This is a genomic window from Flavobacterium aquidurense (assembly GCF_001404985.1).
In the GTDB taxonomy this organism is placed as follows: Bacteria; Bacteroidota; Bacteroidia; order Flavobacteriales; family Flavobacteriaceae; genus Flavobacterium; species Flavobacterium aquidurense_B.
In genome coordinates, this window is the sequence record NZ_JRLF01000014.1 from 27,782 (window position 1) to 40,195 (window position 12,414).

At 33.1% G+C, this 12,414-nt stretch carries 10 protein-coding genes and 1 tRNA gene; 3 read left to right on the forward strand and 8 right to left on the reverse strand.

Annotated features, from left to right (window positions below):
• Positions 1–7: 7 nt before the first annotated feature.
• Positions 8–78: transfer RNA gene (locus RC62_RS15635), tRNA-Gln, on the reverse strand.
• Positions 79–323: 245 nt separating this feature from the next.
• Between RC62_RS15635 and RC62_RS15640 the strand changes: the two genes are divergently transcribed.
• Together RC62_RS15640 and RC62_RS15645 are read left to right on the forward strand one after the other, a co-directional pair.
• Entirely contained in the window at positions 324–3,602 is a 3,279-nt protein-coding gene (locus RC62_RS15640; protein WP_055096869.1) for a DUF2723 domain-containing protein, read from the forward strand.
• 92 nt (positions 3,603–3,694) lie between these two features.
• A complete protein-coding gene (locus tag RC62_RS15645; RefSeq protein ID WP_055096871.1) occupies positions 3,695–4,330 on the forward strand; it encodes a polysaccharide deacetylase family protein in 636 nt (211 codons plus the stop codon).
• Positions 4,331–4,353: 23 nt separating this feature from the next.
• Here the strand turns inward: RC62_RS15645 and RC62_RS15650 are convergent, their stop codons facing one another.
• The 7 genes from RC62_RS15650 to RC62_RS15680 form a co-directional block, all read right to left on the reverse strand.
• On the reverse strand, positions 4,354–4,656 hold the full coding sequence (locus tag RC62_RS15650; protein WP_007803883.1) for a thioredoxin family protein: 303 nt from the start codon (positions 4,654–4,656) through the stop codon (positions 4,354–4,356).
• A gap of 74 nt (positions 4,657–4,730) precedes the next feature.
• Positions 4,731–5,966 carry a metallophosphoesterase gene (locus RC62_RS15655; RefSeq protein WP_055096873.1) on the reverse strand — a complete coding sequence of 412 codons (1,236 nt, stop codon included), beginning with the start codon at positions 5,964–5,966 and terminating at the stop codon, positions 4,731–4,733.
• A gap of 177 nt (positions 5,967–6,143) precedes the next feature.
• Entirely contained in the window at positions 6,144–6,332 is a 189-nt protein-coding gene (locus RC62_RS15660; RefSeq protein WP_055096875.1) for a hypothetical protein, read from the reverse strand.
• A 107-nt stretch (positions 6,333–6,439) separates the two neighbouring features.
• Positions 6,440–7,777: a sensor histidine kinase gene (locus tag RC62_RS15665; protein WP_245176837.1), complete on the reverse strand. Its 1,338-nt coding sequence runs from the start codon at positions 7,775–7,777 to the stop codon at positions 6,440–6,442.
• 9 nt (positions 7,778–7,786) lie between these two features.
• Positions 7,787–8,461 (reverse strand): response regulator transcription factor, encoded by a 675-nt coding sequence (locus RC62_RS15670; protein WP_055096879.1) that lies wholly within the window; start codon positions 8,459–8,461, stop codon positions 7,787–7,789.
• Positions 8,462–8,647: 186 nt separating this feature from the next.
• A complete protein-coding gene (locus tag RC62_RS15675; protein ID WP_055096881.1) occupies positions 8,648–8,830 on the reverse strand; it encodes a hypothetical protein in 183 nt (60 codons plus the stop codon).
• Between the two features lie 50 nt (positions 8,831–8,880).
• Positions 8,881–9,078: a hypothetical protein gene (locus RC62_RS15680; RefSeq protein WP_055096884.1), complete on the reverse strand. Its 198-nt coding sequence runs from the start codon at positions 9,076–9,078 to the stop codon at positions 8,881–8,883.
• A 337-nt stretch (positions 9,079–9,415) separates the two neighbouring features.
• On the opposite strand from RC62_RS15680, the gene polA reads away from it, so the two are divergent.
• Complete coding sequence (gene polA, locus RC62_RS15685) at positions 9,416–12,262, forward strand: DNA polymerase I (RefSeq protein ID WP_055096885.1); 2,847 nt, start codon at positions 9,416–9,418, stop codon at positions 12,260–12,262.
• Positions 12,263–12,414: the final 152 nt, after the last annotated feature.

A 12,414-nucleotide genomic window follows, 5' to 3' on the forward strand; every position in this document is an offset into this window, starting at 1 on the left:
TTTTATGTTGGTCTACAAGGACTCGAACCTTGAAAGACTGCACCAAAAACAGTTGTGTTACCATTACACCATAGACCAGCGTTGCTGTTAAGCGAGTGCAAATTTAAAGCTTTTTTTAGTTTGCGCAAACTTTTTGATAAAAAAAATTCGTTTTTTTTCATTTTTTATTCTCAGAAACTCACAACATTTTTACAAGTATTTCACAAACAACACATTACTTGCCATAAATACTTTTGTAGAATTTTTTGTTAATGCTCTTCTCTTTCAACAAAAAAACATTTTCTTTGTAAGATAGAAAACATACATAATTATAACACCTAAATATGGCACAATTCAATTTCAATAAATGGAATACAATTATTGGTTGGTTTGCATTTGCAATCGCTTTAATTACCTATACACTAACCGTTGAACCTACCATGAGTTTTTGGGATTGTGGCGAATATATTGCCACAGCAGCTAAACTAGAAGTTGGTCACCCTCCTGGAGCTCCATTATTCCAGATGATGGGCGCATTTTTTGCTATGTTTGCAATAGATGCACAACACGTAGCTGTTATGGTTAATATGATGTCTGTTTTTTCAAGCGCATTTACTATTTTATTTTTATTCTGGTCTTCATCTATGATTTTGAAAAAAATTATAGAACGATTCTCAGAAATTAATCAAAATAATTCAATTGTTATATTAGGAAGTTCTTTTGTTGGAGCTCTTGCTTATACTTTCTCTGACAGCTTCTGGTTTAATGCAGTTGAAGCCGAGGTTTATGCAATGGCTTCTTTATTAATCGCATTGCTTTTCTGGCTGGGTCTTCGTTGGGAACAAGACATGGACAAACCTAAAGGGAATAAATGGTTATTAGTTATTTCTTTAGTTGTAGGACTTTCATTTGGAGTGCACTTCATGGCTTTATTAACCATTCCTTCAATAGGATTCCTTTACTACTTTAAACATTACGAAAAAGTTACAATCAAAAACTTTCTTATTGCCAATGTTGTCGTAATTGGTATTTTACTATTTATATTCAAACTGCTATTGCCATTAACAATGGAGGCATTTGCAGATACTGAAGTTTTCATGGTTAACAGCATTGGATTACCATTTAACTCAGGAACTATATTTGTGGCGCTACTATTAATTGCATTCTTTTATTTTGGATTAAAATACACCAAACAAAAAGGACTGGTTTTCTATAACACTATAATTCTTTGCATCTTATTTATCTTTATCGGATTCTCAACCTGGATGATGTTACCTGTTCGTGCTAACGCCAACACGGTAATCAATGAGAACAAACCATCAGATGCTGCAGAGGTTTTAGCCTATTACAATCGTGAGCAATATGGTGTAAATCCTTTATTTTATGGTCCGCAATACACAGAAGTTTTCTCTGGTCTTGATGCAAAAACACCTTATTTAGATAAAAAACCTAACTACGAAAGAGATTATAAAACCGGTAAATATATTATTACCAATAATTTCAAAAACGCAGAACAAAATACTGATGATAATCAAAAAACAATTCTGCCTAGAATGTGGAGTACTGAAACAGGACACATTCAGAACTATATCAGTTTTACAAATCCGCCTAAATTTAAAATAAATCCCAACTACGATTATGAACAGGATTTAGGTAAATACGGAATTGATGCCAGTCAGTTAAGCGAAGAAGAATACAATAAAGCTACTGCTCAATTGCGTAACGAAGTTGAAAAAACAGTTTCTGAATTCAGAAAAGCATATGCTCAGAAGCAAATTGACAACGAAGGTTACACAAAATTTTTGAAAAGCTACGGAGATTATTTAATTATCGAAAAACCTTCAGCTGTAGATAATTTCAGTTTTATGTTCGAATATCAATTTGGATATATGTATTGGAGGTATTTAATGTGGAATTTTGTTGGTCGTCAAAGTGATGTTCAGGGTAAATATGATAATCTTGACGGGAACTGGATTAGCGGTATCAAAGCTCTTGATTCTTTACACCTTGGTTCTCAGGACAATCTGCCTTCAGACGTTTTAAACAACAAAGGAAGAAACGTTTATTTCTTCCTGCCTTTTATTCTGGGTCTTATTGGATTAATGTATCATGCCAACAAAGATCTTAAAAGCTTTTACGTGCTTTTAGCTTTATTTTTATTTACGGGAATTGCCTTAAAGATATATTTGAATGAAAGACCTTTTGAGCCTCGTGAAAGGGATTATGCTCTTGTAGGATCTTTTTATGTATTTGCAATATGGATAGGATTTGGGGTGTATTCGCTCTACGAAAGCATTCAGAAATATATTGCACCTAAAATTGCAGGACCACTTATTATTGGAGCAAGTTTATTAGCAGCTCCTGTTTTAATGGCTTCTCAAAACTGGGATGATCACGATAGATCAGGAAAATATACTGCAGTTGCAATGGCAAAAGCATATTTAAATTCCTGCGATAAAGATGCTATTTTATTCACTATTGGAGACAACGACACATTCCCATTATGGTATGCTCAGGAAATCGAAGGCATCAGAACAGATGTTAAGATTGTAAATACGAGTCTATTTATGACAGATTGGTATATTGACCAAATGAAAGCAAAAGCATACGAATCTGATCCTTTGCCAATATCGTTCACACACGATGAGTATGTTGGAGATAAACTTGATTATGTGGCTCACATACCTAAAATCGAAACTCGTTGGAATATTAATGATTTTATTAGCTTCATCAAAAATCCAAAATCAACTGTAGGTTTACAAAACGGACAGACAATTCATTTTTATCCAACAAATAAAATCAGAGTTCCTGTTGATAAAAATACAATCATCAAAAACAAAGTTGTTAATCCTAAGTACAACGATTCTATCGTTCCTTATATGGATATTGACATCAAAGGAAGCGCTATATATAAAAATCGTTTAATGATGCTGGATATACTTGCCAATAACAATTGGAAAAGACCAATTTACTTTAGCGGAGGTGCTTTTGACGATGAAGATTATTTATGGCTAAAAGATTATTTGCAACTAGATGGAATGGTATACAAATTAGTCCCTGTTAAAAACACTCCTTCAAAAGATGGAGGACCAATGGATATGGGACAAATTGATGCTGATAAAATGTATGATATTGTAATGAAATGGGATTGGGGAAATAGTAATGGCAACATTTACCATGATCCTGAAACCAGAAGAAACAGCATTACATACCGTACAAATTTATCACGTTTAATGAATCAACTTATTGCAGAAGGTAAAATTGATAAAGCCAAAAACATTATCAATTTAGCAATAACAAAAATGCCTTTAGATAAATTTGGATACTACTCTTTAGTAGAGCCATTTGCCGGAGGATATTACAAAGTTGGAGAAACTGCAAAAGCACATGATTTACTAAACAAGCTGGTTCAGAAATACAAGGAAGAACTAAACTATTACGCAACATTAACGCCTGGTGATCAAACTGACCTGGCAATTGATATCATTACAGATATTGAGCGTTACAGAAGCTTATTACAAGTTATGAGAGAGAATAAAGATCTTGCATTCTACGAAAAACACAAAGTAACATTTAATACTTATGTAAATGTTTTTGAACGTTTTGGAAGAGAAAAAGAATAATATACGAAAAACATAGCAATTAAAAAAATGCAGCGCAATTTGATAAATAGCGCTGCATTTTTTATTTTTACATATCTGTAAATCAAATCAAAATGAGCTTTTATTGGGTAAAAACTAATTCATTCATAAAAAGGGTATTTTCTAAATATTGTTGGGATATTCCAAACAATGAAAAGAAAATATATCTAACCTTTGATGATGGTCCTACTCCGGAGATTACAGACTGGGTTTTATCAGAATTGAAAAAGTTTGATGCAAAAGCGACTTTCTTCTGCATAGGAAAAAACATAAAAGCCAACTTATCTTTATTCGAAAAATTAATTACCGAAGGGCATTCTATAGGAAACCATACCATGAACCATGTAAATGGATGGAAAAGCAATAACAATGATTATATTGAGAATGTAAAAAACTGCGCTGCAATTTTAGAAGAAGAAAAAACATGCAACCTTATATTTCGTCCTCCGTACGGGAAGATAAAAAAGGCACAATCTAAAATTCTAAGAAAACTCGGGTATAAAATAATTATGTGGGATGTTTTAAGCGCTGATTTTGATCAGACTATTACGCCTGAAAAGTGCCTTGAAAACGTTACTAAAAATGTAAAATCAGGAAGTGTAATTGTATTTCATGACAGCATTAAAGCTTCACCTAATTTAAAATTTGCTTTACCAAAAACGTTACACTTTTTAAAGGAGAACGGCTATACATTTGATATTATTCACTAAACAATATCAACAAAAAGTAGTATTTATAGACTGAATTGTTCCTGAACAATTCCGATAATTGTATTTGCGTCAAGTTCGCCGGATTGTCTCCAGATCATTTGCCCTTCTTTATAGATCATTAACGTAGGAAGGCCTTTAATACGCAGGGCTTCTGCTAATTCCTGATTTTTATCCACATCTATCTTAATCACTTTGGCTTTATCGCCTAGTGCAGCTGCAACATCCTTGATTACAGGATGCATCGATACAGATGATTCATTCCAATCCGTGTAAAAATCAATTAACACTGGGACCTGAGCATTTATAAGTTCTCCAAATTTTGACATAAAACCAAAAATTTAATTCTTTTTTATTCTGTTAAAAAGAGATAATTATATACAAATGTAGCATTTTTAACGAATTAAGCCACATTGTTCCCTTTTTTTAGTTCAATCACTGTAATTTCGGGCATAATACCCACTCTTCCCGGATAAGCATGAAAACCAAATCCGCGATTTACATAAACATATCGTCCAACATTTTCATACAATCCCGCCCATTGTTTGTAAATATACTGCGCCAGACTCCATTTAAAATACCCTGGAATTTCAATTCCAAATTGCATACCATGGGTATGACCGGATAAAGTCAAATGAAAGTTTTTAGGATGATTTTTAATCTCATATTCCCAATGACTCGGATCATGACTCATCAATACCTTAAAATCGTCCTGATGCACGTTTTGAGATGCTTTATTTAAATCTCCTGCTTTCTTAAAATTCTGACCCCAGTTTTCCACTCCAATTAAGGCAATTTTATCATCCCCTTTTTGAATATATGTATGTTCGTTCAGCAAGAGCTCAAAACCTATCTGGCCGTAAAGACTTTTAATTTCCTGAAAGTTCTCCTCTTTTTGTTTTTCTGAAGGCCACGTAACGTATTCACCATAATCATGGTTTCCTAAAACAGAAAACTTACCATATTTATAGTCTTTTATCCTGTTAAAGGTTTCTAACCACGGATGCATTTCTTTAGCATGGGTGTTTACAATATCTCCTGTAAACAAAATCATATCTGCTTCCTGCTCATTTATCAAATCAATGGCATAATTTATTTTGTCCGGATTATCAAAACTGCCGCTATGAACATCTGAAATCTGAGTGATTTTAAACCCATCAAAAGCATCCGGTAAATCAGGAAAATAGATAGTTTGCTTAAAAACTTTAAAATTATATTTACCTTCAAAAATTCCGTAGAGCAGCGATAAAAAAGGGACTGCCGCCAAACCTAAAGCCACTTGGCTAATAAACTTTCTCCTGTCCGGCATAATATCTTTTCTTGGAACATTATACATGAAATAATTCAGGATACTTGCACCAATTCTAAAAATATCTTCACCAAACATTACAAGTGTCAAAACTATTTTAGGAACATATACCAATAACATCAAACCCATTGTAAACATGGTTTGTTTGGTTTGCCCAACAGAACGATCAAATTGTGTAAAAGAATAGATGATAAAAATTAAAAGCAGCAAACTTATAATTTGGTAACTCACCAAAACCCATCTCAATTTGACTAAAGTACGAAAGGCTTGATAAGAATAGAACTCAATAAATAAAAATAGAGCACATAGAATTACAAAACGTAAGATCATTATTTATAGTTTTAAGCAAAGTAACAAAGAATGAATTTTTTATTGCTTTTTATTATCAAAATTTTAACTCAAATAAAACAAAAAGCTGATAGATTTCTCTACCAGCTTTTTCTCTACCAAATTTTTTAAAACCTTTATAATCCACAACATGGTTTGTATTATCAAACCTATGCTGTTTTATTTTTTAGCTTCAGGCTTAGCTGCTTCTGGTTTTGCTTCGGCTTTTTTAGCTTTTTTATCTGCTTTTTTGTCTTTCTTAGGAGCTTTAGCTTCTTTTACCGGAGTTGTTTGAGCTGGAGTTGTTTGAGCGTTTACCATTGCAGCTGTTCCTAACACAGCTACTGCTAACATTACTAATTTTTTCATGATTTGAAGTTTTTATGATTATTAATATTTTCATTTATTATACCTCAAAGATATATTCGTTAAATGAAGACAAAATGAAGATTGGACAACTTTGAAAAAATTAACTTTTAATTTTGTTTTAACGCTTCAGGAAACAATAACATAAAAGTCGTGCTTTCATTTATTTGCGAAGTAACTTTTATTTCAATGTGATGAAAAGAAGCAATACTGGCTGCAATAGCGAGTCCCAGACCCTGCCCTTCCTGATCTGAACTAATTCTCGCAAATCTATTAAATATGTTTTCAATTTGAGAAGCATTCATTCCAATTCCGGAATCAGTTATCGAAATAAAGTAATTGTTTTCTAAAAAACCATCTGTCACTTCAATACTCCCTTTTGGTTTATTGTATTTAATGGCATTGGTAACCAGATTATAAATCAGAATATGAATAAGGGTTTTATTTCCTGTAAAAGTAAAATCATGATTCATTTTATTCAAAAACAGAATTTCCCTATCATCAATACGATCTTGTAAATCTTCTTGCAGGTCAGTAATAATGTCATAGAAATTTATATCCTCGTTTGCTTCGTACTGATTGTTTTCGATTCTGGAGATCAATAATAAATTATTAATTATTTTTTTCAGCATATCCAACGTTCTTAACGAACCTGCAATTTTATCAAAAGCATTATCATCTAAGGAATCATTTTGAAGCAGATTTTCGAACTTATTTTTAAGCAATGCAATTGGCGTAAGCAATTCATGAGAAACATTTGAGATGAATTGTTTTTCTTTTTTGAAAAGTTCCGCAATACGATCCATCATCTGATTTAATACAAAATCGAGTTCCCTAAAGTCCCTGGACCTTGCTTTTATTGGCGTATGATCGAAAGCTTCAGGTTCATTGACACGCCTTATTTTGGTATCTATTATTTTATAGAAAGGCTTTAGCAGATATTCTATATAAAAAGTATCTGCGAGAAAAGTTATGAATAATATAACCACAAATACAATTATAATAAAAAACCTGATTATAAAAGTAAGATCATTTACCTCGCCAAGACTACTTCCTATTTCGAGTTGATAACCTTGATTTTCATAAATAAAATGATACTGCAGAATTCTGTATTCATTTTCTTCGCCTTCGATAATGCGATATTCATTATTAAAAACAGCTTTTTTTTGATTGGCTTTTACAGGAGATTTCGAAAGCACCAAAAATTCACTGTGTAGTGTAGAAAACTGCGAATAGGTTTCGGTAGAATCATCTGAGTTTTCTATAAAATCATTAATTTCATTTTTATCTAAATGCTCAATAAATTTTTGCTTTTTCTCCAGCAATCCATTATTAATATGTCGGTACACAACATCTTCAACCAATATTGGCAACATTAGCCACAACACTAAGATCACCAACAATCTTGTCAGTGCATTAAAAATAGCCAATTGATGCTTTATCTTCACAATATTTATTTACTCATTAATACGATAACCAACATTTCTTACGGTTTCAAACCAATCTATTGTAGTATGTTTGTCGAGTTTTTTTCGAAGATTCCGCACATGTACATCTATGAAATTTGAATCTGAATTTACCTCCAGAATATCTCCCCAGATATGTTCTGTTAATTGTAATCTGGTAATTACCCTGTTTTTATTTAAAACCAAATACTGAAAAATATCAAATTCTTTTTTGGTAAGACTAATAGGTATTTCATTATAACTCACTTTATAATCCTGAAGCTGCAATAAAAATCCGTGAATACTTAAACTATTCACTGTAAATCCATGAATCCTGCGAATCACAGCAAATAATCTGGCACTAAGTTCTGTCAAGGCAAAAGGTTTTGTCAAATAATCATCTGCACCAAGATGCAAACCATTTATCCTGTCATCTAATTCGCCACGTGCAGTGAGTACAATAACCGCCATTTTTGACTTTGTTTTTCGAACCGTTTTTAAAACCTCAAATCCGTCCCCGTCCGGCAAACCAAGATCAAGAAGCATGGCGTCATAATCATTACTGCTCACCTCTTCAAGAGCATCACCGCAGTTATGAGCAATCTTACAAACGTAACCTACATTACATAAAAAATCGTAAATCTCGACAGCAAGTTCCTTATTATCTTCAACAATCAGAATATTCATAATACAGCATTTAAGCGCAAATAAATTTAAGCAATTCTAAAAAAATTATTACGCATTATTAAAAAATTAACGAATCAAAAAAAGCTGATAAATTTCTTTACCAGCTTTTCCATCTGCATTCTCATAATCATTACTTCTGTTTTGCCTCCTTTACAATTCTTTGAAAGCAAAACAAAAACAATTTTATTATTTCATCTTAGTTGCTTCTGCTTTCGGAGCTTCTGCTTTTACTTTTTTATCAGCTTTGTTTTTGTGGTGTTTTGTAGCTTTTACTTCTTTTGCAGGAGCTGCCTGAGTTGGAGCCGTTTGAGCACTTACCATTGCAGTTGTTCCTAAAACTGCTGCTAATACAATAAATAAATTTCTCATGATTTCTAAATTTTAAATTAATTAACCTTTTATTTTACAATAACCTTTTCTTATTTTTTTACTTTAGCTGTCCCTACTTTTACAGCCTCGCTTTTTTCTGATTTCACTTTTTTATCAGCTTTGTTTTTTGGGTGTTTTGTAGCTTTTACTTCTTTTGCAGGAGCTGCTTTAACCTCTTTTGCAGGAAAAGCACTTACCATTACACTTGTACCTAAAACTGCTACTAATAACATCAATAAATTTCTCATGATTTCTACTATTTAAAAATTAATATCTTTTATTTTACAGATCAAATGTACCTCTGTAATATGAAGACAAAATGAAGAAATCCATGATCCTAAATATTTTAACTTGACATTAACTATTGGGTGTTTTTCTACCATATAAGTAATATAAGTTCATTTAATTTTATTACCGAAATGTTAGACGCGCCGCTGTGCATCTCTACAATGCTGCGCATCTTTACAGAATGTGCGCTACTAAAATGACCTTACATTACTTATATAGCTGAAAACAAATTAAATTTTCAGAACCGAATCATTTTTAAAACCCAATTGTTTATTTTTACAGACTAATATTTTTTTTATGTCAACTCAAAAACGTCTTTTTCTTCTCGATGCTTACGCTTTAATTTTTCGTGGTTATTATGCCTTCATAAAGAATCCGCGAATTAATTCTAAAGGAATGGATACATCAGCGATCATGGGATTCATGAATTCGCTTTTAGATGTCATTAAACGTGAAAAACCAGATCATTTGGCCGTAGCTTTTGATAAAGAAGGAAGCCAGGTAAGAACAGAAATGTTTTCTGACTATAAAGCCAATCGCGATGCAACGCCTGAAGCTATTAAAATTGCCATTCCTTACATTCAGGATTTATTGAGAGCGATGCATATTCCTATTATCGAAATGGCGGGCTGCGAAGCCGATGATTTAATTGGAACAATTGCAAAACAAGCCGAAAAAGAAAACTACAAAGTCTTTATGGTAACTCCGGATAAAGATTTTGCACAATTAGTTTCTGAAAACATATTTATGTACAAACCAGCCCGAATGGGAAATGGTATCGAAATCTGGGGTGTTCCGGAAGTGTTGGCAAAATTTGAAATCGAAAGACCGGAACAAGTAATCGATTTTCTTGGAATGATGGGAGACGCTGTTGATAATATTCCAGGATTACCGGGAGTTGGTGAAGTTACCGCTAAAAAATTCCTGAAAGAGTTTGGCTCGATGGAAAATCTTTTAGACAATACCCATTTACTAAAAGGTAAAATGAAAGAGAATATCGAAGCCAATAAAGAAAAAGGAATCTTATCTAAAAAACTGGCGACTATTATATGTGATTGCGATGTTGTTTTTAATGAAAATGATTATGAACTTTCACGACCGGATATCGAAAAAACCGATGCTATTTTTCAGGAATTGGAATTTAGAAGAATGGCCGAACAATTTGATAATTTATTTAAAGTAGGCGGCGGAAATGAACTGGCAAATGCAGGTCAGCCATCGGACGCTAAATTGTATAAAAAACCACAACCTAAAAATGAAGATCAGTTTGACCTTTTTGGAGGTGGCGCCACTACAGATGAAAATACCGAAGAAAGAACTTCATTTTATAACACTTTAGAAAACACACCTCACTCCTATCAGGCCATTGAAGGTGATTTAGGTATTAAATTGCTTCTACAGAATTTACAAAAACAGACTTCTGTTTGTTTTGACACTGAAACTACCGGTCTGGATGCTTTGCACGCAGAATTGGTCGGAATGTCTTTTGCATATGAAAAAGGAAAAGCATTTTATGTTCCGTTTCCTGAAAGTCAGGAAGAAGCTCAGATTTTAGTCGATAAATTCAAACCATTTTTCGAAAATGAAAACATCGAAAAAATTGGTCAGAATTTAAAATATGATTTAAAGATTCTTTCTAATTATGGCGTTACTGTTAAAGGAAAACTTTTTGATACGATGATTGCACATTATCTGATTAATCCGGATATGCGTCATAATATGGATATTTTAGCAGAAACGTATTTGAAATACTCTCCAAAATCAATTGAAACTTTAATTGGTAAAAAAGGAAAAAATCAAATTACGATGCGCGACGTAGCTCTTGAAGAGATCAAGGAATATGCTGCCGAAGATGCTGATATTACATTCCAGCTAAAAGAACTTTTTACCGCTGAACTAGACAAAACCGAAACTAAAAAGTTATTCGATGAAATCGAAATACCGTTAGTAAGCGTTTTAGCAGACATGGAAACAGAAGGAATTCGTTTAGATGTTGAGTTCCTAAGTATTATGTCTAAAGAGATGGATATTGAGATTAAATCTTTAGAAGAGAAAATATACGAAACTGCCGGAGAGAAATTCAATCTGGCTTCTCCAAAACAATTAGGAGACATTTTATTTGATAAACTAAAAATTGGCGGAGCAAAGCAAAAGAAAACCAAAACCGGTCAATATGCGACTGGCGAAGAGGTTTTAACATATTTAGCCAACGACAATCCAATCGTAAAACAAATTCTGGATTGGCGCCAAATGGTAAAATTACAAAGTACTTATATTTTGGCTCTACCAGAACAAGTAGATAAAAAAACATTGCGTGTTCATACTGATTATATGCAAACTGTTGCTGCAACAGGTCGTTTGAGTTCTAATAACCCTAACTTGCAGAATATCCCGATTCGTACCGAAAGAGGCCGTCAGATTCGCAAAGCATTTGTTGCCCGTGATGAAAACCACACGTTAATATCTGCCGATTACTCGCAAATAGAATTAAGAATTATTGCTGCTTTAAGTGGTGAAGAAAATATGATTGCAGCTTTCCAAAACGGAGAAGACATTCATAAAGCAACGGCTGCAAAAGTTTTTGATGTTCCGTTAGACGAAGTTTCCCGCGAACAAAGAAGTAACGCCAAAACCGTAAACTTCGGAATTATATATGGTGTTTCTGCTTTCGGATTAAGCAATCAAACTTCATTATCCCGCAGCGAAAGTGCTGCTTTAATCGAAGCCTATTACAAAACATACCCAAGATTAAGATCTTATATTAATGAGCAAATAGAATTTGCCCGCGAAAAAGGATATGTACAAACGATTTTGGGTCGTCGTCGATATTTAAAAGACATTAACTCAGCAAATGCTGTTGTTCGTAGTGCCGCAGAAAGAAATGCTGTAAATGCACCAATTCAGGGAAGTGCTGCAGATGTGATTAAAATCGCGATGATCAACATCCATAAAAAATTAAAAGAAGAGAACTGGAAATCGAGAATGTTGCTTCAGGTTCATGATGAGCTTGTGTTCGATGTTCATAACGATGAACTGGAAAAAATCCAGCCTATGATTAAACACGAAATGGAAAATGCTTTTATGATGAGCGTTCCTTTGGATGTTGAACTTGGTATGGGTAAAGATTGGTTAGAAGCGCATTAATTTATTTTAGATTTTTGATTGTAGATTTTAGATTTCTACCCAATCTTGTCATTTCGACGAAGGAGAAATCTTCGCAAGTAACTCCGCAACGAGAATCCAATCTTTGTCGAGCTTCTCACGAAGATTTCTCCTTCGTCGAAATGACAAAAATG

What these genes read in the sequence shown, in the direction of transcription:
- RC62_RS15640 (WP_055096869.1), top strand. Translation starts at nt 324, where the DNA reads ATGGCACAATTCAATTTCAATAAATGGAATACAATTATTGGTTGGTTT.
- RC62_RS15645 (WP_055096871.1), top strand. Translation starts at nt 3,695, where the DNA reads ATGAGCTTTTATTGGGTAAAAACTAATTCATTCATAAAAAGGGTATTT.
- RC62_RS15650 (WP_007803883.1), bottom strand. Translation starts at nt 4,656, where the DNA reads ATGTCAAAATTTGGAGAACTTATAAATGCTCAGGTCCCAGTGTTAATT.
- RC62_RS15655 (WP_055096873.1), bottom strand. Translation starts at nt 5,966, where the DNA reads ATGATCTTACGTTTTGTAATTCTATGTGCTCTATTTTTATTTATTGAG.
- RC62_RS15660 (WP_055096875.1), bottom strand. Translation starts at nt 6,332, where the DNA reads ATGAAAAAATTAGTAATGTTAGCAGTAGCTGTGTTAGGAACAGCTGCA.
- RC62_RS15670 (WP_055096879.1), bottom strand. Translation starts at nt 8,461, where the DNA reads ATGAATATTCTGATTGTTGAAGATAATAAGGAACTTGCTGTCGAGATT.
- RC62_RS15675 (WP_055096881.1), bottom strand. Translation starts at nt 8,830, where the DNA reads ATGAGAAATTTATTTATTGTATTAGCAGCAGTTTTAGGAACAACTGCA.
- RC62_RS15680 (WP_055096884.1), bottom strand. Translation starts at nt 9,078, where the DNA reads ATGAGAAATTTATTGATGTTATTAGTAGCAGTTTTAGGTACAAGTGTA.
- polA (WP_055096885.1), top strand. Translation starts at nt 9,416, where the DNA reads ATGTCAACTCAAAAACGTCTTTTTCTTCTCGATGCTTACGCTTTAATT.